Here is a 21,772-nt window from a genome sequence, read left to right as displayed (position 1 = left end):
TGGTTGATGCATTTGAAAATTAAGCATTTATAAAATCATTTCAAGGATTTTTATGAGTTAGTAATTGCGTATCTTTAGTATAAATATTATAGTATGGATAGGCGTAAATTTATTAATGGTGCTGCAGCCCTAAGTATAGGTTCAGTAGCTATGGGGAACACGTTGAAAGATGATTCGAATTTGTTTGACAATTCGGTAAAACCTTTAAAAAAAATAAAACATAATCCAATAGGGGTTTCTTCATACTCATTTTGGCAATTTGAAGGTCCAAAAGAGAATGTACCCATGGAACTTTGCATAGATAAAGCGGCTGCTATGGGATTTGATGGGATTGAACTTTTGTTGGTTCAAATGTCATCAGAAGAAAATGGATATTTACAAAAATTAAAGAAAAGAGCGTTTCATGCAGGCTTGGATTTAATGGGTTTTTCAACACATCAAGGTTATTTGAATCCAGATAAAGCATACAGGGATGAGAATATAACTAAGACCATTCACCAAATAGAACTTGCTTATAAACTCGGAATTCCTACCATGCGATTGAATACTGGTCGATGGGGTACATCCGAGTCCTTCGACTCTTTAATGGCAAATAAAGGAATTGAGCCAACGATTGAAGGATATACGGACGAGGATGGATATAAATGGGTTATTGATTCGATAGAAAAATGTTTGCCCGTTGCAGAAAAATGTGGTGTAGTGTTAGGTTTGGAAAATCATTGGGGATTAGGTCGTACTGCGGAAGGGGTAAAAAGAATTGTTGATACCATAGATAATCGATGGCTTCAGGTTACGTTGGACACTGGAAATTTTTTAGAGAATAGAGAAGAACAAATGAAGATGTTGGCACCGCAAACATTTTTGGTTCAGGCTAAAACTTATTACGGTGGAGGAAAATGGTATACCTTGGATATTGATTACCCGAAAATTGGGGAGATGATGCGGGCACATAATTATAGGGGGTATATCTCTTTAGAATTTGAAGGCAAGGAAGACCCTAACATTGCAGTGCCCAAAAGTTTGGAAGTATTGCGAAATGCTTTTTATTATGAATTGGATTAAGTTTTAGTAATTGGCATTATCCAAGTTGTCTTAGTCCCTCATAAATGGTTACGCCAACAGCGTTGGCTAAATTCAGGCTTCTTATTTTTGAACTAAAAAGAGGTATTTTGTAGAGTTTGTCAGAATTGTTTTGGAGAATTTCTTTTGGTAGTCCTACGGATTCTTTTCCAAAGATTAGATACATATCATCTTTGTAATCGATGGACCAATGATTTTTCTCTCCGTGACTTGAAAAGTATACTAGGTTTTTATCGTTGTGTTGTTTATAAAACTCTTCAATATTTTCATAGGTAAAAAGTGAAATATGTGGCCAGTAATCTAAACCAGCACGTTTTAAGCGTTTATCATCAAGCTCAAAACCAAAAGGTTTTACCAAATGTAAATTGGAGCCAGTTGCTAAAGCCAATCGACCAATGTTTCCTGTGTTATTGGGAATTTCAGGTTCAAAAAGAACAATATTAAGAGGCATTGTTTTTAATTGATTTTAAATATAGATGTTCTACTTTTTCTCTGGCCCAAGGTGTTCTGCGCAAAAATTTTAGACTCGATTTTATTGATGGATTGCTTTTGAAACAATTGATATTGATTTTGGATGCTAGTTCTTCCCAACTATAGGTGTCTACTAAATATTCAAGAATGTCAGCAAGTTTAATACCGTGCAATGGGTTGTTGGGTTGTTTGTTATTCATGATTTGTCTATATGCCGACGATTTGTTACTACAAATTTACCCCTTTGTTCTTTCCTAAAATGTATAAAATGAAAAACTCCGGTAATCAGCCGGAGTTTATTCATCAATCAAAAAACGAACAGTCATGATAAACTGTTGTTATGCTTCACAAATTACAATTTATATGCCAAATTTCCAATATTAAGAATATTTAACATTCGATTTGTGTCCCGTTTACCCGAGATATGTCTTTAAAATCTTACTTCGAGAAGTATGTTTTAATCTTCGTATTGCTTTTTCCTTGATTTGACGTACTCTTTCCCTTGTCAGGTCAAAAGTTTCACCAATTTCCTCTAAGGTCATAGAATGTTGACCAGCTAAACCAAAATATAAACGAATTACATCAGCTTCTCTTGGTGTCAATGTTTCCAAAGCACGTTCAATTTCTGTACGTAAAGATTCGTGGAGTAACTCCCTATCAGGGTTTGGTGATTCACCACTACGAAGTACATCATATAGGTTAGAATCCTCACCGGCAATTAAGGGGGCATCCATAGATACGTGACGACCTGAATTTTTCAAGGATTGTTTAACATCCTCAACGGTCATATCCAATTCTTTTGCAATTTCCTCAGCAGAAGGCATTCTTTCATGCGCTTGCTCTAAGAAAGCAAAAGTCTTGTTGATTTTATTAATAGAACCAATTTTGTTCAATGGTAAACGAACAATACGAGATTGTTCGGCCAATGCTTGTAATATGGATTGACGAATCCACCATACTGCGTACGAGATAAATTTAAATCCACGAGTTTCGTCAAAACGTTGTGCCGCTTTTATCAATCCTAAGTTTCCTTCATTGATTAAGTCAGGCAGAGTAAGTCCTTGGTTTTGGTACTGTTTGGCAACTGATACTACGAATCGAAGATTGGCCTTTGTTAGTTTTTCAAGAGCGATCTGGTCGCCTGCCTTGATACGTTGTGCCAATTCTACTTCTTCATCTGCAGTAATCAAGTCTACTTTGCCAATTTCTTGCAAGTACTTGTCCAAAGATGCGGTTTCCCTATTGGTAACCTGTTTTGTAATCTTAAGCTGTCTCATCTACTGTTTTTAAATTCAATTTGCATAGACTGCATATACTTATACGTAGAAATGCCCAAAATGTTACAAAAGGGTCAATAAAAGTTGCTTTTTACGTTAAAAAACATAAAAAAGCCCCGACAAAACTGTCGAGGCTTACTATTTATTAGAAAAGAAACTTAGTCTCTTCTAGGTTTACGATCTCTATTATCTCTTCCGCGGCGATCATCTCTTCCGCGACGATCATTGTTACGTGGTGGTCTTTCAACATAACCTTCAGGTTTAGGTAAAAGAGCTTTTCTTGATACCTTATCCTTACGAGTACGTTTGTCCAATCCAAAATACTTCACATCAAAAACGTCACCCATGTTAACTACATCACTAACATTTTCAGTGCGTTCCCATGCTAACTCAGAAACGTGTAACAGTACTTCATTACCCGGAGCTTCCATATACTCGACTACAGCACCAAAATCTAACATTTTGATTACTTTCACTTCGTATACACTACCAACTTCTGGTTTGAACATCAACGAGTCAATTTTAGCTTCAACAGCGGCAATACCTTCGCTACCAACACCTAAAATTTCTACAATTCCTTCTTCAGTCACAGGATCTTCGTTGATAACGATAGTGGTCTCAGTTTCTTTTTGCATTTCCTGAATCACTTTTCCACCTGGCCCAATTAAAGCACCAATAAATTCGTTAGGAATTCTACGTGTTACCATTGTAGGGGCATGCTCTTTAACATTTTGAGCAGGCGTAGCAATCGTATCAGTAATTTTACCTAAGATATGTAAACGACCTTCACGTGCTTGTTTTAGCGCGTTCACTAAAATTTCATATGATAAGCCTTTAATTTTAATATCCATTTGACAAGCGGTAATTCCTTCAGAAGTACCTGTTACTTTAAAGTCCATATCTCCAAGGTGATCTTCATCACCTAAAATATCAGACAATACAGCATAACGATCACCATCAGAAATTAATCCCATTGCAATACCAGAAACTGGTCTTGTCATTTGCACACCAGCATCCATCATCGCCATTGTTCCAGCACAAACTGTTGCCATAGAAGACGAACCGTTAGATTCTAATACTTCAGATACAACACGTACTGTGTAAGGACAATCTTCTGGAACCATACCTTTTAAAGCACGTTGCGCTAAGTTACCATGACCAACTTCTCTTCTTGAAGTTCCTCTTAATGGCCTAGCTTCACCTGTGCAAAAAGGAGGGAAGTTATAGTGTAAATAGAAGTTTTCTTCACCTTCATGAGAAGGCATATCAATTTTGTTGGCATCTCTAGATGTTCCTAATGTAACAGTAGCTAAAGCCTGAGTTTCTCCACGCGTAAATATTGAAGAACCGTGTGTGGACGGTAAATAATCAACCTCACACCAAATGGGTCTAATTTCATCAGTCTTTCTACCATCTAAACGTAAACCTTCGCTTAATGTCAATTCACGAACAGCTTCTTTTTCTGCTTTACCGTAATACCCTCCAACAAGATGTCCAAATTCTTCCATCTCTTCTTCAGTAAAGGAAGCTTTAACCTCTTCTTTTACTTCAGCAAATGCATTACTACGTTCTACTTTAGAAGTTCCTTGCTTAGCAATAGCATAACATTTATCATAAGCTAAATCATGTATTCTTTTTTGTAAATCTTCATTTACTTCTGCAGTTTCATACTCTCTAACTTCTTTTTTACCAAATGCTTCTGCTAAACGTAATTGAGCAGCAATTTGTACTTTAATCGCTTCGTGTGCAAACTTGATAGCATCAGCCATCTCTTCTTCAGAAATCTCATCCATTTCACCTTCAACCATCATTACTGAATCAGCAGACGCTCCAATCATCATCTCTATGTCAGACTCTTCTAATTGAGCACGTGTTGGGTTGATAACGAATTCACCATTTACACGACCAACTCTTGCTTCAGAAATCGCACATTCAAATGGGAAATCTGATAACTGTATAGCTGCAGAAGCAGCTAAGCCAGCCATAGCTTCAGGCATAACATTCTCATCATGAGACATTAATTGAATCATCACCTGTGTTTCTGCGTGATAATCTTTAGGGAATAATGGGCGTAAAACACGGTCTACAAGACGCATTGTTAAAACTTCACCATCACTAGGTCTTGCTTCTCTTTTAAAGAAACCGCCAGGGTAACGACCCGCGGCAGCAAATTTTTCACGATAATCTACCGTTAGCGGAAGAAAATCTACATCCGCTTGTTTGTAATTGGAAACAACTGTACATAATAACATACATTTTCCTGACTGAACAACAACAGAGCCATGTGCCTGTTTTGCCAATTTTCCGGTTTCGATAGAGATTTCTCTACCATCACCAAGGTCAATGACCTCTTTAAATACTTGTGGAATCATAAATTCGATTTAAAACTTGAATTTTATCAAGTTTATTATACAATGGTCTTTTCCGACATTTTTCTGGTCGGATCGTGTTGTGTTGTTGTGTTGACCAATGAAAAACTGTGTGCAGCTTTTTGAAATTGTCCTTTTTTGACTCCTGGACCAAGGAGTATATAAAAAAGGGGAAGCCAAGCTTCCCCTTTTATACTTATTTTCTAATATTAAGCTCCTTGATAAGTTCACGATATTTTACAATATCCTTTTTCTTCAAGTAATCTAAAAGACTCCTTCTTTTACCTACCAGTTTCACCAATGAACGCTCAGTATTATAATCTTTGTGATTGTTTTTAAGGTGACCGGTCAAATGATTGATACGGTGTGTGAACAATGCAACTTGACCTTCTGTAGAACCTGTGTTCTCTGCTTTTCCGCCGTGTTTTTTGAAAATCTCGGCTTTGATTTCTTTTGTTAGATACATTCCAATATTGTTTTAAATGATTTTTATGTACTTGATTGATTTTCAATCAGGGCGCAAAGATAAGAATATTTTTTGTTTAAGCCGTCAAGGTATTTCTTTTTAATCAATATTAAACCTTTCTGAATTTCGCTGGTCAAAGAATAAATGTTAAAAAAATGTTATTATGAAAAAGAATTTAAGAAAAGTGAAGTTTATGGGATCATTGCTTTTGGCAATTTGTGTGTTGGGATCCTGCGACAAAGATGATTCTCAGAACATTTCTGAAGATATGACGATTACAGCTACAGAACTAAATGCAAGTGATGAGGCAGATTTAATTATTGAAGATGTTGTTAATATTGGGGAAGAAGTCTATGCTACTGATGAAATAATGACTACTTCCAAAGCTGATTACAGATCTGACTATTTACCGGATTGTGTTACAATAACAACTGTTTTGACAAGTACAAGCAAAGAAAAATCTATTGATTTTGGAGAGGGATGTGAATTGCCTAATGGTAATATCCTGAGTGGGATAATACAATTAAGCTATTTAAAGGATATGGATTTAGCTACAAAGACATTGAGTATGTCCCTGGAGAATTTTACGTTCAATGGAGTGGCAGTTGACGGGAATGCATCAATAGTAAGAATGCGAAACAATGAAAATGGCAATCCCGAATCCAATGCTGAAGCCGATTTTGAAGGTAATTGGCCAGATGGAGACTCGGCGAGTTTTTCGGCAAATAGAACACGCGAATGGATTGAAGGGTATGGCTCGGGCTACTGGGGTGATAATGCCTTTTTAATTTCGGGTAAGGCAACGTATACTGGTAAATTGGGTAATGTGTTCATGAAAGAGACTATTGTGCCTTTGCGTAGAGAATTGTCCTGTAGGTTTATTGTTAGTGGGATTCTTGAGATTTCGAGAAATGATGCTACAGCAAGTCTTGATTTTGGTGATGGTTCGTGCGATGCAAAAGGTATTTTGACACATCCTGACGGAGAATCAGAGGAAATATTTTTACGCCGGTTCAAGCACTAAAAATGCTGTAAATAAAAAAGCCCTGATTGCAACATCAGGGCTTTTTCCTATTATCTGACTGGATTGTTTTGAATCAAATCAATATAAAGATTTATCTTTTTCTTTAAATCCCTTCGGTGTGTAATGAAATCCAGAAACCCATGTTCTTGAACAAATTCCGATGTTTGAAAACCTTCAGGCAAATCCTTTCCTGTAGCTTCTTTCACAACGCGTGGACCAGCAAAACCTATTAGGGCACCTGGTTCAGAAATATTAATATCCCCTAACATCGCATATGATGCAGTAGTGCCTCCAGTTGTTGGATCAGTGCATAAAGAAATGTACGGTAGTTTTGCCTCGGCCAGCTGTGCTAATTTCGCAGAGGTTTTTGCCAATTGCATTAAAGATAGTGCGGCTTCCATCATTCGAGCACCACCCGATTTAGAAATCATTACAAAAGGCACCTTCTTTTTAATGGCATGATCTATGGCTCTGGCGATTTTCTCACCAACAACACTACCCATAGAACCTCCAATGAAACTAAAATCCATACAAGCGATTACCAAATCTTTGCCATTTGATTTGCCAATTGCCGTTTTCACGGCGTCTTTCAAACCAGTTTTCTTTTGGGCTGCTTTTAAACGATCAGTATACTTTTTGGTGTCAGTGAATTTTAACGGGTCTTTTGAATATAATTTGGCATCTAACTCGGTAAATTTATTATCGTCGAAAAGAATTTCGAAATACTCTTTACTGCCAATGCGAACGTGATAGTCATCCTCTGGACTTACATAGAAGTTTTTGGCCAAATCTTCAGATTCAACAATCTTACCAGTAGGGGATTTATACCAAAGACCTTTTGGTGTATCTTTCTTCTGCTCAGTAGCTGTTTGTATTCCTTTTTCTTTTCTCTTAAACCACGACGACATATCTTCCATATTGAGTTAAACTACTTTTTATAAAGTATTAACGTTATTAAGATCGTCAAACGCTTTTTTCAAACGTTCGATAAAAGATTTTTCACCTTCGCGCAACCATACCCTTGGGTCATAATACTTTTTGTTTGGTTCGTCAGAACCACTTGGGTTACCAATCTGGCCTTGAAGATAATCTTTTTTATCCTGAACATAATCTCTTACACCTGCCAAGAATGCATATTGCAAATCTGTGTCAATATTCATCTTGATAACACCGTAGCCTATCGCCTCTCTAATTTCCTCAACTGTAGATCCTGATCCGCCATGGAAAACGAAATCAATATGGTTGTGCTCTACACCGTATTTTTTTGAAATATACTCCTGTGAGTTCTTTAAAATTTTTGGTGTCAATTTTACATTTCCCGGTTTGTAAACACCATGGACATTCCCAAAGGCTGCCGCTATAGTGAATTTAGGACTTACTTTAGAAAGTTCCTCATATGCGTAAGCTACCTCTTCAGGCTGGGTGTAGAGTTTAGAATCATCAACATCTGAGTTGTCAACTCCATCTTCTTCACCTCCCGTGATTCCAAGTTCAATTTCCAAAGTCATATCCATTTTACTCATTCGTTCAAGATATCCCTTGCATATTTCAATATTCTCTTCAATCGGTTCTTCTGAAAGATCAATCATGTGTGAACTGAACAATGACTTACCAGTTTCTGCATAATGTTTTTCACTGGCATCCAATAGACCATCAATCCAAGGCAATAATTTTTTCGCACAATGATCAGTGTGTAATATCACACTAGCACCATATGCCTCAGCCAATTGATGAACATGTTTAGCACCTGCAACTGCACCTTGCACCGCTGCATTCTGCCCGTCGTTTGACAATCCTTTACCGGCATTAAACTGAGCACCTCCATTTGAGAATTGAATAATAACTGGAGCATTCAGGGCCGCAGCTGTTTCCAATACACCATTAATGGTATCAGAACCAATTACATTAACTGCTGGTAATGCAAACCCTTTTTCTTTTGCATAATTGAAAATCTCCTGTACTTGATCGCCGGTAGCAACACCTGGCTTAATATTATGGGCCATAATTTTTTAGGTTATTGGTTTCTTAAAAATTGAAGGACAAAAGTAATAAATAAATAAGTCTAAAAAGGATAGTTTATACCAATTTGTAATACGGAATTGGCAAAATTATAATCCCTAAACCATCTTTTTGAAATTTCTTCTGCTGGATTGTATGTTTTGAAACCAAGGTCTACTCTTATCAAGAAATACGTAAAATCATATCTGACACCAAATCCAGTGCCCAAGGCAATATCCGTTAAAGAATCTATGCCATTAAAAGTTTTGTCTGGATCATCCTCATTATCAAAGACATTCCAAATATTACCAGCATCTGCGAAAAGCGCACCTTTTATATCACCAACCACTGGAAAACGATATTCGAGGTTAAATGCCAACTTTAAATTTGCTTCATTAAAGTCATTGATCTCATTTGTCTTTCCCGGACCTAATGAATATGGGTTCCATGCTCTATTATCATTTGATCCACCTGCGAAATAACTTCGGACGAACGGAATGTTATCAGAATTGCCATAAGGTATGGCTATACCAAAAAAGCTACGGAACGCCAAAACATTGGATCGCGACAAATCCCAATATTTGATATAATCAAATTCTGTTTTAATGTATTGGGAGTAGGGTACATCAAAAACCAAAAGATCACCATCTTTCTCATTGAATGGGATTACATATGACAGGGCAGAAAGTAAGTTGCCCGCACTTTCTACTTTGAACCTAAAACGGTGAAAACTATTGTCGGTAATACCATTTTGGTTATGCTTGCTAAAAGAATAGTTTGTGGCAAATATTAGATTGTTCTCTGTTAATCTATCCCTTCTTTCCTCAATGCTTCTAACCTCATTTAAATCATCCGTGGAAACAGGTACTGTATTATCGGTTATTTCATCAATAAAACCATCGGTGCCAGATGGGATACTTAGGTCAGGGTCATTTGGGTCATCTGATGGTTCATAAAACCCGGAAAAGGTTTCATAATCGTTTGGATCATCAAATTCATTTGCCTCATCATATTTGTTGGCTATTTCATTTAATCGATCATATGAGTTCTGATAAACATTGAAAAAACGATATGGTTTTAAATTATCAACAAATTGAATATTAAGAAGTTCTACATTGTGCTTTTTAAAGTCAGATGGCGTCCAATTATATCCTAAAACCGTGTTGAATGTCCATTTATCCAAACCAATATTCTTTTGTGAACTGGCACCTAATGACAACCTTGTTTGGGGCAAGGTATAGTTTGGGATTATTTTATCGGTTTTTATAAACGGAAACCAGATTCTTGGAAAAGTGAGGTTTACGTCCGCACCAAACTCCAATAAATTAAAAAAGTGACTATCCGAAGCTCTAATACTCTCATCTTTTGATGAACCTATGTTCATTCTGCCGGTTAAACTGAAATTTTCGGCTCCCTTGAATAGGTTTCTTACCTGTAAAGAAGGGCTAAATGCCATACCTACTTGTTGAATGTTAGAATGTGAAACATCTAACTCCATACCAAGTGAATATTTGGGGCGTTCAGTAAGGTATATATTGGCGCTCAATCCTGATAGACTATCTGTGTCAAAAGCAATTGAAGGGTATTTAAAAACATTCAAACTTGTAATTCGCCGGTAGGTACTTGATCTATCCGACTCACGATAAATACTATCTTTTTCAAAAAAAATGGCATCGGTCAAGGTTTTCGGTTTAAATCTGAGTTTATCCTTGTAATATATATTGTAATTACCGTATTTAACAACATTGTTTTGCTCTTCATCACCGCTCAAAATAAAATCTGTGTAGATATTTATTTGTTTGAACCTTTCAACTTTATATTCTGAAGATGAAATGGTATTATCGTTTCTTGTTCTAAGATTATCAATGTTTATTGCTATATCTGTTTTTTTATTTGTGCCGGACTTTGTTGAATCTCTGGTGATAGCAAAATTGACGGAGCTTTCTTGAAAATTCCGAATTCCAGAATTACGAAAAAGAGCAGTTAAGCGTTTCCTTTCATTGTCGAAGTCAAGAAAATCAAACTGTTTGCCTTTTTTGATCAATGATTGTTTTTTATTCAATTGGTATATTGAATCTATTACTTTAGAGGATATTATGTCTGAAATAGAATCAATGACATAAGGTTCGCCTAATGTAATCTTATAGTCTATTGCAGCTCTTTTTGGCCGCTTCAAGGAGTCTATTGCATATGTGGTATTGTTATTAAAATATCCTTTACTATTGTAGTAGGCTTTCAGACGCTCCAATGTTCTTTGGGTGTCCAAAGTATCAATAATTGCTGGTGGTTCCCCAATGTTTTTAAGCCATTCGCTCATTCCTTTTACTAGAAATGATTCGCCTAGCCTATCCACCTGTTTTTCGGAAAGTATGTTCGCAAGTCTTTTCCTTCTTTTCTCTTTTCGATAGAGCCAATCTTGAAATAAAGAATCAGGATTCTGTTTAGCAAGATTATATAAATTTAATCTTAGCGGATACCCTAATAATGTGCTATTTGGTTCTTGGATAATTAGACTTTGTATATCCTCATCGTTTACTTTTTCCTCATCTGCATATATTGTATTCCCAGTTAAAAGCAATTCGCCATCATCTACTTTTTTCAGGGCATTACAAGAGACAAGCGTAATCGCAAAAAATAATAAGCTTATTTTAGCGTAGGGATTTTTAAAACGAAACACTATCCTCATAGAAATCAAAAATACATTATTTGCATGGTTGGTAAAAGCCAAATAAAGTTTATAAAAAGCTTACAGCAAAAAAAGTACCGAAATCAACATAGGATGTTTGCGGTCGAAGGAATCAAGAGCGTTAAAGAGCTTTTGAATTCTAATATTGAAGCGCATAAGGTATATTGTGTAAATCCAAGTTTAATTGAAAATGAGAGCGGTCTTGTAGAGTTGATTTCTGCGGGAGATTTTAAGAAGATCAGCACCTTGAAGAACCCGAACGGAGTGCTTGGGGTATTCATAATTCCCAAACCCAAGGTCGTTGATCAAAATGATTGGTTATTAGCTCTGGATGATGTGCGTGACCCTGGTAATCTTGGAACCATTATTAGACTTTGCGATTGGTTTGGAATCAAGAATTTGCTATGTTCTGAAAATACGGTTGATTGTTTTAACCCCAAAGTACTACAGGCAAGTATGGGGTCTATAACAAGAGTCAATGTGGTATATACAGATCTTGTTACGTTTTTGGAGCAAACGAAATTACCTGTTTATGGTACTTTTATGAATGCTGCGTCAGTCTATAATAAGGCCTTGCCAAAAAAAGGAATCTTGGTCATGGGTAATGAGGGAAATGGCATTTCAAGTGATATTGAAAATCTGGTGAATTCAAAAATCAGCATTCCACAATTTGGAGATAAGGCAACAGAAAGTCTTAACGTAGCTAGCGCAACCTCAATTTTTTTGAGCGAGATAAGAAGGGTTTAAATAAAATTTATTCAAATGTGAAGTTAACAAAAAGCCCTCTAGTGCGCATGGCTGCAATATTTCCTGTCCATGGGCTGTTCGGGTCATTGTCCGGCACTAATTCATCACTAATGGCAAATACTCCGCGAATAGAAGGAGTGAACTTGAAATATTGTAAATAAAAGTCTATCCCAAAACCTAATTCGTAGTTGTAGACCCATTTTTTCATTCGAAAAGTACCGCCAGAATTATCGTCTAAGCTAGTTTCGTTACTTCCAAGATTTAGAGACGTAGATGCACCTCCAATAAGAAAGGGTTTCCAATTTGCAAATCGCCTTGTACTTACTTTAAGAAGAACGGGAAAATTAATATACGTTGACTTTACTTCTCTTATGGCATCTTTTTCCTCAAGAAATCCAGGAAATCCCAATTCCCTCGAATTGTACAAAAGACCAGGCTCTAAACGAGCATCAAGGAATTCATTGATTCGCATTTCGCCAATTAGGCCAACATTGAACCCCAATGATTTGTTGACAAGAATGTCTTTAGTATCATTCTTGTAATCAAACTTAAAATCATATTGATTAAAACCAAGAAAATACCCCCAGTTCAAAAAGGCCTTGTCCTCATTTTCTTTGTTCAAGACAGGTTTTTCGTTAAATTGGGCCATAACTGGTTGGCTTAGGAATACCAGCCCAATTAAGATAAGAAGGTAATGTTTCATATGCTTATTTTGTAGCTACATAAATAGAAGCAACCCCAAAGGTTTGCGGTTTATTCACTACATCTATAAACCCGATTTTTCTTAAAATATTGTTGAACTTCTCGCCATGAGGAAAAACCGATGCAGATTCACTCAAATAGGCATAGGCCGAATTGTCTTTCGAGAATATTTTTCCTATTCTAGGAAGTACGTTTTTAGTATAAAAGTGATAACCTTGTTTAAATGGCGTTTTTGTAGGAACCGAGGTTTCTAAAACGACAAATGTGCCACTAGGTTTCAACACTCTACGGATTTCGGAAAGGCCTTTTTCCAATGTTTCAAAATTACGAACTCCAAAAGCAACAGTGACTGCATCGAAGGAGTTATCAGGAAACGGAAGATTTTCACTATCGCCTTCAACCATTTCAATTGTTTGTCCTAAATTTTTTTGAGCAACTTTCTTTTTGCCAACTTCAAGCATTCCCGGAGAAATATCCAAACCGACGATATTTGTAGCGCCTGTTTTAACTAGGTTTATGGCCAAATCACCGGTTCCGGTGGCAATATCAAGAATATTGACTGGCTTCTTTTTTTTGAGGATTGAAACTACTCTTTTTCGCCATTTAACATCAATTCCAAAAGAGATAACCCTGTTCAGGCCATCATAATTTCCTGAAATGTTATCGAACATTTGCGTAACCTGCTCTTTTTTCCCGAGGTCTGAATCTTGATATGGAGTTACTTTCTCTGACATTCAATAAATTTCGGCAAAGATACAATTTAGCAATAAGCTATACATTTATTTCGTTAACAAAGCGAGCAATTAGGATTCAATAAGAAAGACATTCAAAGTTGAACCCGAATAAATTGTGTAATTTTGTGTCGCAAATACTGCAAACTTGCTTTGGAATGAGCTGTGATTTAGCCAATTTTCCTTTAAAGGATTCTCTTTCAGAAAAACCATTAAGGCGTAATGTACTTAGTGTTGAATACAACAATCATAATAGATGAAAATTATTATTGCCGGTGCAGGTGAAGTAGGATTTCACTTGGCAAAACTTCTCTCCTACGAATCTCAGGATATTACCCTTATCGACACCGATAAGGAGAGTTTAATGTATGCGGACAATCATTTGGATATTAGGGTTCTCCGAGGGGATGCTACTTCAATATCAATATTGGAAGATGCTCAAGTAAAGGATTGCTCGTTGGTGATTGGAGTAACATCATCCCAGACAACCAACATCACTTTTTGTATGCTTGCCAAACAATTGGGATGTAAACGTACCATCGCAAGGATTTCAAATACTGAATTTATTGAACATAAAGAGCGTATTAGATTTTCTGAATTGGGAATTGATGAATTGATTTCACCAGAGGAGTTGGCTGCGGAAGAAATTCGGATGCTTTTGAACAAATCTGCCTTCAATGACACCTATGAATTTGAGGATGGTAAATTGATAATGGTAGGGGTTTCACTACAGAAAAGTGCACCTTTTGTTGGGAAAATGGTGAAAGAAGCGGCAATGATATTCCCCGAGCTTCATTTTATGCCTATTGCCCTTCAAAGAACTGGAACTCAATTTACGGTTATACCGAGGGGAGATACTGTTTTTAAAGAAGGTGATCAAGTTTATTTTATCATAACGCCAGAAGGGGTTGATGAGTTATATAAACTTACCGATAAGAAGAAAGAGGATATCAAGAATGTAATGATTTTGGGAGGAAGTAAAGTTGGCTTCAAATCGGCACGAGATCTTTGCACAAAAAAATTCAACGTAAAGCTTATTGAAAAAAATAAGGAAAAAGCTTTTGACCTTGCAGATGAACTTCCAAATGCCTTGGTTATTAATGGAGACGGAAGAAATGTTGAACTTCTTGAAGAGGAAAGCCTGGATTCTATGGATGCCTTTATTGCCGTTACAGGGAATTCTGAAACCAATATAATGTCTTGTTTAGTTGCGAAATCAAAACATATTAAGAAGACCATAGCACTGGTTGAAAATATGGATTACTTTCAACTATCCCATTCCATAGGAATTGATACGTTAATCAATAAAAAACTTTTGGCCGCCAACAACATTTTCAAATACATAAGAAAAGGAGAAGTGGTTGCCTTAATGCGTTTGAATAATATCAATGCCGAAATTTTGGAATTTGTGGTTAAACCAAAATCTAAGGTCACAGGTTCTATTATAAGGGAGCTCGATATTCCGAAAACTGCAACTATTGGTGGTGTGGTAAGAAATGGGAAGGGAATTATTGCCTTGGGTGGTTTTGAGATAAAAGCAGGGGATAGGGTAGTGGTCTGTTGTTTGCCCAATGCCATTCCGATAATTGAAAAACTTTTCCTCTAAAATGGATTTGAATTCTAAAATCATATTTCACTTAATGGGGCTTTTATTGCTCTTTAATGGGCTGTTTATGCTCATAGCCGCAGTGGTAAGTGGTGTTTATGATGATGGTGCCACACTGGATATTACAATAGCATCAATTACTTCAATGTTCATAGGACTTTCCTCAATGTATTTTACGAGGGAACATAAAAAGGAGGTAAAACGAAAAGAAGGATACATCATTGTAGCTTTTGGTTGGATAATAATGTCCTTGTCAGGAATGTTGCCTTATTTGTTTTCTGGTGCCATACCCAATGTGACCAATGCTTTTTTTGAAACGATTTCGGGTTATACTACTACAGGAGCTACGATTTTAGATGATATTGAATCTCTTCCTGAAGGAATTTTACTTTGGCGTAGTTTAACGCATTGGATAGGGGGTATGGGTATCATTGTTCTGGCAATTGCCATTTTACCTCTTTTGGGAATTGGTGGCATGCAACTTTTCGCTGCAGAAGCTCCAGGCCCAAGTGCTGATAAATTACACCCAAGAATCACAGACACAGCCAAACGTCTCTGGTATATTTATGTTGGATATACAATAGCTGAAACCTTGTTATTGAAGCTTGCCGGTATGTCTTTTTTCGACGCCGTAAATCATTCTTTGGCCACTTTATCAACAGGAGGGTTTTCTACAAAAAATGCAAGTTTAGCATATTGGAATGATCAACCTTTGATTCAGTATATAGTAATCTTCTTTATGTTTCTGGCAGGGAGCAATTTTGTTCTAAGCTATTTTGCCTTCAAGGGAAAAGTGCAGAAAGTTATAAAAGATGAAGAGTTTAAATTTTATTTAGGGTTTGTGGTATTATTTACAGTGGTTGTTGCTTTGGTAATTTATTTTGATGCCAATGTCCCGGTATCGGATTATCACCCGATGGTCAATGGTGCAGAGGAAAGTTCATTTAGACATGCATTGTTTCAAGTAGTGGCCGTTGTGACCACCACCGGTTTTGTTACAGCTGATTTTAGTAGTTGGACACCTTTTTTAACTGTGTTCTTTTTTGGACTGTTTTTTCTTGGGGGTTCTGCGGGGTCAACTGCCGGTGGTATCAAGGTCATGCGACACCTCTTGATTATTAAAAATGGTTTACTCGAGTTCAAAAGAACATTGCATACCAATGCGGTAATTCCTGTACGGTATAATAATAAAACTGTAAAGGAACATATAGTGTACAACATCATTGCCTTCTTTGTACTGTATATGCTTTCTTTTATTATTGGTTCAATGGTGTTGAGTTTTTTAGGTCTCGACTTTGAATCGGCTATTGGTGGTGCAGCTTCTTCATTGGGCAATGTGGGACCTGCGCTCGGAAGTTTAAATCCGCTCAGTAATTTTAATGATATACCAATGCTTGGTAAATGGTGGTGTGGATTTTTAATGCTTCTTGGGAGGTTGGAGCTTTTTACGGTTTTAATTATTTTGACCCCTTATTTCTGGAAGGATATATAAAAGAAAAAAACCTGCGAAAGCAGGTTTTTAATAGTGATAATCTTGTAGAAGTTTTATAAAACAGCTTTTATTCTAGCAATTGCTTCTCGTATGTCATTCTCTGAGGCCGCATAAGAAATTCGAATACAATTGCCATTTCCAAAAGCATCTCCTGTTACGGTAGCAACGTTGGCTTCTTCGAGTAAATACATTGCAAAATCAGATGCATTTTTAATTTCTTTGCCTTTAACAGTCCTCCCAAAGAATGCTTTTACATCCGGGAATACGTAGAATGCCCCTTCAGGTTCGTTGCAGGTAAACCCTTCAATATCGTTAAGTAATTCAAGAATAAGCTTTCTACGCCCTTTAAATTCTTTAACCATAAATTCAATACGGGCTGGTGATTCCAATAATGCGGTAATCACAGCTCTTTGAGCTATACAGTTGGCACCACTGGTTACCTGTCCTTGTAATTTATTCGTAGCTCTTGCGATATAAGCAGGTGCTCCAATATAACCGATTCTCCAACCTGTCATTGCAAAAGCCTTTGCCACACCATTTACTGTAACAGTACGATCGAACATATCTTCAAATTCTGCCATTGAAGCGTGTTCTGTAACCCCATAGTTTATATGTTCGTAAATTTCATCGCTAACAACAATAATCTGAGGATATTTCTGAAGAACATCGGCTAATTCCCTTAATTCTTCTTTGCTATAAATAGAACCACTTGGATTACAAGGAGAGCTATACCATAGCATTTTGGTGTTTGGCGTTATGGCAGCTTCTAATTGTTCAGCTGTCATTTTAAAATCATTTTCCAACGATGTTGGCACTTCTACTGGCACCCCATCAGCTAATTTTACTATATCGCTATAACTTACCCAATATGGGCAAGGCAATATAACTTCATCACCTTTATTGAGACATACCTGGGCTACATTATAAAGCGCTTGTTTAGCCCCGGTTGAAACAACGATTTGTGTTGGTTCGTAATTGAGATTGTTATCTCTCTTGAATTTTGTGATAATGGCGTCTTTCAACTCTACATAACCATCAACTGGAGTATAGGAATTGTATCCTTCATTTACGGCATCAACTGCAGCGTTTTTTATGTAATCAGGTACTTTAAAGTCTGGTTCCCCCAAACTTAATCCTATAATGTCTTTTCCTGAAGCTCTTAATTCTCTGGCCTTTGCAGCCATTTCAAGGGTTGCGGAAGGAGTTACGCTGTTTATCCTATCCGATAGTTGGTTGCTCATTTTAATAGTAGAATTTCTAATATTGTAAGGCAGGTCTTTTGCCTAATTCCTTTAAATGTTTAAAATGCGAAATTATAGCTTTTCTAGTAGTTTTATATTCATTATAAGGCAAATTAAACTCCTTCGCAGTTTGTTTAACAATTTTGGAAATTTTTGTGTAATGAACATGACTAATGTTGGGAAAAATGTGATGTTCAACCTGATGGTTCAATCCTCCCGTAAACCAATTTACAATCTTGTTTTTAGTGCCAAAATTTACAGTGGTAAATAATTGGTGAATCGCCCATGTGTTTTTCATCGTACCATTCTCATCTGGCAAAGGGGTATCTGCTTCATCTACTACATGTGCCAATTGAAAAACAACACTTAAAATTACTCCGGCGACATAATGCATTATGAAAAATCCTAATAGAATCTTCCACCAGGCAATATCTAAAATAAGCATTGGCAAAACAATCCAGATCGTAACATAGAGTGTTTTGGTGATGACCAACGTACTCCAATTAACAACAGGATTTGGGAATTTACCAAAAGACAGTTTCCTTTTCATATACCGGTACATTTGTTGAAAATCAGTGGTAATTGCCCAGTTGAATGTTAAGAGTCCATATAGGAAAATGGAGTAAAAATGTTGAAATTTATGATGTTTTCTCCATTCAGCATGCTTTGAAAAGCGTAAAATCCGACCTGCTTCCAAATCTTCATCATGATTATGAATATTGGTATAGGTATGATGTAGAACGTTGTGTTGAACTTGCCAGTTGTAAACATTTCCAGCAAGAATATAAATACTACCGCCCATTATCTTATTGATCCATTTTCTTGAGGAATATGAACCATGATTTCCATCATGCATTACATTCATACCAACTCCCGCCATACCCACACCCATGACTATGGTTAATAATAGATTGGCCCAATTAGGAAGACCAAGGGTTAAGATCAAAAAATAAGGAGTTAGGAAAAGAGCAAACATTACTATTGTTTTCAAATGCAATCGCCAGTCTCCAGTTTTTTCTTTGTGATTTTCTTTGAAATAATTATTCACCCGTTTATTCAAGGTCTTAAAAAACTGGGTCGAATCTTTTCTAGAAAATCTTATGGGTTTGGTTTCCATCTTATAAAATTTTTGTAAATATACGGCAATAACTTCTGTCCTTTATGGTCAAGCCTGCATTTAGTGAATAAACATAATTGATTTCGAATATGCTATTTTTGCCAAATACAAAGGTAAGAATGAAAGCTGAATTAGTATTTAAATATTTTCCCAATTTATCTGAAGCCCAAAAAACCCAGTTTATTCGTTTAGAAGAGCTTTACAAGGACTGGAATCTGAAAATTAATGTAGTATCCCGAAAAGATATTGATGAGTTGTACTTGCGACATGTCTTGCATTCACTTGGAATCGCCAAAATTCAGGAGTTTAAACCTGGTGCTTCAATATTGGATGTTGGAACTGGAGGGGGATTTCCAGGTATACCTTTGGCCATATTGTTTCCGGAAGCTGATTTTACACTTGTAGATTCTATTGGTAAAAAAGTAAAGGTGGTCCAAGAGGTTGTTGAAGGCCTGGGAATTGAAAATGTAACCTCAATCAATAGTAGGGTTGAGGAGGTTAATGGCCGATACGATTTTATTGTAAGTAGGGCGGTGGCCGCAATGCCAACATTTGTGCATTGGGTAAAAGGAAAAATAAAGAAAGAATCAGTTCATGATAGAAGAAATGGAATACTTTACCTAAAAGGAGGGGATTTGTCGGAAGAACTTAAAGACTATAAAAATGCGCAGACATATGACTTGCCCGCCTATTTCACGGAGGACTTTTTTGAAACGAAAAAAGTCGTGTATTTACCTTTGAAATATAAAGGATAAATTCCTAGATACTCAACATTGAATTAAATGAATGTCTGCAATTTTCGGCATATTTCTTTACATATTTTTGTACCCTGTTAAGATAAGAGAACATGCTTGTCATTGAGGTGTTTTCGTTGTTGTTTTCTTCAGTCATAATAGTTTTTTGAAAGATTTCAAAAGATGTAAATCACTATAAATTTACAATTAATTAACGTTAAATTTACATAGATATTGTATTAAATGCAAATTTGAAGCTCTCAAGTTTTTGAAAATGAGCATTTTATACTAAAATAGTCAGATGCATAGTATAATTATAGATCTCATGGAAATATAAAAAAAAGCCTGCACTCCTAGAGGAGTACAGGCGCGTAAACAATTAGTGTTTGTCCTATCCTAAGAATGGATATTTATAATCAACAGGAGTTACAAATGTCTCCTTGATCAATCGTGGTGAAACCCATCTTAATAAGTTTTGGGCTGAACCTGCTTTATCGTTTGTTCCCGAAGCGCGAGCTCCACCAAATGGTTGCTGACCAACAACAGCGCCAGTAGGTTTATCATTAATATAGAAGTTTCCTGCACAATTTTGCAAAGCCTTGGTTGCTTCTTCTATGGCATATCGATCAGTAGATAAAACAGCTCCTGTTAAAGCATACTCTGATGTGCTATCGATTAACTTTAATGTATCGGACCAATCTTTATCATCATATACATAAACCGTAACCACAGGTCCAAATAGTTCGGTTTCCATAGTGGTGTAATTTGGGTCTGTTGTTAATATCACTGTAGGTTCAACAAAATAACCTTTTGATTTGTCATAATTACCACCAACAACGATTTCGGCATTTTTGTCATTTTTGGCTTGGTCTATATACTTTGTGAGCTTATCAAATGATCCTTCGTGTATTACCGCTGTAATAAAGTTGCTCATGTCTTCTGGAGAGCCAGGTTTGTTAAATGTAGCAACATCTTTTTTAACTAAGTCCAAAATTTCTTTTGCATTTGACTTTGGTAAATATACCCTTGATGCTGCACTGCATTTTTGCCCTTGAAATTCAAAAGCACCTCTCTCAATCGCGGTAGCGACTTGCTGTGTGATTGCGGTTGGGTGTGCAAGAATAAAATCTTTTCCGCCTGTTTCCCCAACTATCCTAGGATAGGTCTTGTAATTATGAATGTTGGTGCCAATCTGTTTCCATAACTCTTTGAAAACGTGGGTTGACCCTGTAAAGTGAATGCCAGAAAAATCAGGGCTGTCCAAAACGGTTTTGGTAATCATTACGGGGTCTCCATAAACAACGTTGATAACTCCATCTGGGAGACCAGCTTCCTTAAAAACATCTATAATTACTTTCGCGGAGAATATTTGACTATCACTAGGTTTCCAAACTACAACATTACCCATCATTGCTGCACTGGCCGGTAAGTTACCTGCAATTGCCGTAAAGTTGAAAGGTGTAATTGCATATACAAAACCTTCCAATGGCCTGTATTCAACACGGTTCCAAATTCCTTCAGCAGAATCGGGTTGTTCTTCATAAATCTGCGACATGTATTCCACATTAAAACGTAGAAAATCTATGAATTCACAAGCTGCATCTATTTCAGCTTGATGTATTGTTTTTGATTGGGCAATCATCGTTGCAGCATTGATTTTTGCCCTATAGGGTCCAGCAATCAATTCCGCCGCTTTTAAGAAAATTGCGGCTCTTTGTTCCCATGATAAATTTGCCCAGGCATCCCTGGAGTCAAGTGCATTTTTAATAGCCTTTGAAACATGTTCTTTTTCAGCCAAATGATATTGACCGACAATATGTTTATGGTCGTGTGGAGGAGACATTGGCTTTGTATTTCCTGTCTTTATTGCCTCACTTCCAATATAAAAAGGAATATCTACTTTTCCATTAAAATATGTTTTGTATTGCTCTAATACTTCCTTTCTTTCCGGACTGTCTGGAGCATAACTTTTGATAGGCTCATTGATAGCAGTTGGTACCTGAAAAAAACCTTTACCCATAGTTGTAATTT

At 36.5% G+C, this 21,772-nt stretch carries 19 protein-coding genes; 6 read left to right on the top strand and 13 right to left on the bottom strand.

Features of this window, described 5'->3' with window-relative positions; genetic code table 11:
* The first annotated feature begins 93 nt into the window (after positions 1-93).
* Entirely contained in the window at positions 94-1,062 is a 969-nt protein-coding gene (locus FB2170_RS00725; protein ID WP_013304572.1) for a sugar phosphate isomerase/epimerase family protein, read from the top strand.
* A 16-nt stretch (positions 1,063-1,078) separates the two neighbouring features.
* On the opposite strand, the gene FB2170_RS00720 is transcribed toward FB2170_RS00725, so the two are convergent.
* From FB2170_RS00720 to rpsO, 5 genes are all read right to left on the bottom strand, one after another.
* The gene (locus FB2170_RS00720) at positions 1,079-1,531 is read right to left on the bottom strand and encodes a tRNA (cytidine(34)-2'-O)-methyltransferase (RefSeq protein WP_013304571.1); all 453 of its coding nucleotides are present in this window, start codon (positions 1,529-1,531) and stop codon (positions 1,079-1,081) included.
* Positions 1,521-1,751 carry a VF530 family DNA-binding protein gene (locus tag FB2170_RS00715; protein ID WP_013304570.1) on the bottom strand — a complete coding sequence of 77 codons (231 nt, stop codon included), beginning with the start codon at positions 1,749-1,751 and terminating at the stop codon, positions 1,521-1,523. The genes FB2170_RS00720 and FB2170_RS00715 overlap by 11 nt, the downstream gene beginning before the upstream one ends.
* A gap of 213 nt (positions 1,752-1,964) precedes the next feature.
* Entirely contained in the window at positions 1,965-2,828 is an 864-nt protein-coding gene (locus FB2170_RS00710; RefSeq protein ID WP_013304569.1) for an RNA polymerase sigma factor RpoD/SigA, read from the bottom strand.
* Between the two features lie 158 nt (positions 2,829-2,986).
* Positions 2,987-5,200, bottom strand: a complete 2,214-nt coding sequence (locus FB2170_RS00705; protein WP_013304568.1) for a polyribonucleotide nucleotidyltransferase — start codon at positions 5,198-5,200, stop codon at positions 2,987-2,989.
* A gap of 193 nt (positions 5,201-5,393) precedes the next feature.
* A complete protein-coding gene (rpsO, locus tag FB2170_RS00700) occupies positions 5,394-5,663 on the bottom strand; it encodes a 30S ribosomal protein S15 (protein ID WP_013304567.1) in 270 nt (89 codons plus the stop codon).
* A 163-nt stretch (positions 5,664-5,826) separates the two neighbouring features.
* On the opposite strand from rpsO, the gene FB2170_RS00695 reads away from it, so the two are divergent.
* Positions 5,827-6,687 (top strand): hypothetical protein, encoded by an 861-nt coding sequence (locus FB2170_RS00695; protein WP_013304566.1) that lies wholly within the window; start codon positions 5,827-5,829, stop codon positions 6,685-6,687.
* Between the two features lie 50 nt (positions 6,688-6,737).
* Here FB2170_RS00695 and accD read toward each other — a convergent pair whose 3' ends face one another.
* Genes accD through FB2170_RS00680 form a run of 3 tightly spaced genes read right to left on the bottom strand, consistent with a single transcriptional unit; the run spans position 6,738 to position 11,371 of the window.
* Positions 6,738-7,595 (bottom strand): acetyl-CoA carboxylase, carboxyltransferase subunit beta, encoded by an 858-nt coding sequence (gene accD, locus FB2170_RS00690; RefSeq protein WP_041632961.1) that lies wholly within the window; start codon positions 7,593-7,595, stop codon positions 6,738-6,740.
* Between the two features lie 27 nt (positions 7,596-7,622).
* Positions 7,623-8,690 (bottom strand): class II fructose-bisphosphate aldolase, encoded by a 1,068-nt coding sequence (gene fbaA / locus FB2170_RS00685; RefSeq protein ID WP_013304564.1) that lies wholly within the window; start codon positions 8,688-8,690, stop codon positions 7,623-7,625.
* 59 nt (positions 8,691-8,749) lie between these two features.
* A complete protein-coding gene (locus FB2170_RS00680) occupies positions 8,750-11,371 on the bottom strand; it encodes a BamA/TamA family outer membrane protein (protein ID WP_041632960.1) in 2,622 nt (873 codons plus the stop codon).
* A gap of 24 nt (positions 11,372-11,395) precedes the next feature.
* Here FB2170_RS00680 and FB2170_RS00675 point away from each other — a divergent pair, with 24 nt between their 5' ends.
* Positions 11,396-12,118: a TrmH family RNA methyltransferase gene (locus tag FB2170_RS00675; protein WP_013304562.1), complete on the top strand. Its 723-nt coding sequence runs from the start codon at positions 11,396-11,398 to the stop codon at positions 12,116-12,118.
* A 7-nt stretch (positions 12,119-12,125) separates the two neighbouring features.
* On the opposite strand, the gene FB2170_RS00670 is transcribed toward FB2170_RS00675, so the two are convergent.
* Positions 12,126-12,821 carry a porin family protein gene (locus tag FB2170_RS00670; RefSeq protein WP_013304561.1) on the bottom strand — a complete coding sequence of 232 codons (696 nt, stop codon included), beginning with the start codon at positions 12,819-12,821 and terminating at the stop codon, positions 12,126-12,128.
* A gap of 4 nt (positions 12,822-12,825) precedes the next feature.
* The gene (gene ubiE, locus FB2170_RS00665; protein WP_013304560.1) at positions 12,826-13,554 is read right to left on the bottom strand and encodes a bifunctional demethylmenaquinone methyltransferase/2-methoxy-6-polyprenyl-1,4-benzoquinol methylase UbiE; all 729 of its coding nucleotides are present in this window, start codon (positions 13,552-13,554) and stop codon (positions 12,826-12,828) included.
* 253 nt (positions 13,555-13,807) lie between these two features.
* On the opposite strand from ubiE, the gene trkA reads away from it, so the two are divergent.
* Both trkA and FB2170_RS00655 read left to right on the top strand, forming a co-directional pair.
* Complete coding sequence (gene trkA / locus FB2170_RS00660; protein WP_013304559.1) at positions 13,808-15,157, top strand: Trk system potassium transporter TrkA; 1,350 nt, start codon at positions 13,808-13,810, stop codon at positions 15,155-15,157.
* A 1-nt stretch (position 15,158) separates the two neighbouring features.
* A complete protein-coding gene (locus FB2170_RS00655) occupies positions 15,159-16,649 on the top strand; it encodes a TrkH family potassium uptake protein (protein ID WP_013304558.1) in 1,491 nt (496 codons plus the stop codon).
* 53 nt (positions 16,650-16,702) lie between these two features.
* On the opposite strand, the gene FB2170_RS00650 is transcribed toward FB2170_RS00655, so the two are convergent.
* Positions 16,703-17,890: a pyridoxal phosphate-dependent aminotransferase gene (locus FB2170_RS00650; protein WP_013304557.1), complete on the bottom strand. Its 1,188-nt coding sequence runs from the start codon at positions 17,888-17,890 to the stop codon at positions 16,703-16,705.
* 16 nt (positions 17,891-17,906) lie between these two features.
* Positions 17,907-19,007 (bottom strand): fatty acid desaturase family protein, encoded by a 1,101-nt coding sequence (locus FB2170_RS00645; RefSeq protein WP_013304556.1) that lies wholly within the window; start codon positions 19,005-19,007, stop codon positions 17,907-17,909.
* Positions 19,008-19,126: 119 nt separating this feature from the next.
* On the opposite strand from FB2170_RS00645, the gene rsmG reads away from it, so the two are divergent.
* Positions 19,127-19,762, top strand: coding sequence for a 16S rRNA (guanine(527)-N(7))-methyltransferase RsmG (gene rsmG / locus FB2170_RS00640; protein ID WP_041632959.1), 636 nt, complete (start codon positions 19,127-19,129; stop codon positions 19,760-19,762).
* Between the two features lie 370 nt (positions 19,763-20,132).
* On the opposite strand, the gene pruA is transcribed toward rsmG, so the two are convergent.
* On the bottom strand, positions 20,133-21,761 hold the full coding sequence (pruA, locus tag FB2170_RS00635; RefSeq protein WP_013304554.1) for an L-glutamate gamma-semialdehyde dehydrogenase: 1,629 nt from the start codon (positions 21,759-21,761) through the stop codon (positions 20,133-20,135).
* Positions 21,762-21,772: the final 11 nt, after the last annotated feature.

Origin of the sequence: Maribacter sp. HTCC2170 (assembly GCF_000153165.2) — a bacterium.
Classification (GTDB): Bacteria; Bacteroidota; Bacteroidia; order Flavobacteriales; family Flavobacteriaceae; genus Maribacter_A.
This window is presented reverse-complemented; position numbering and strand designations above follow the sequence as displayed.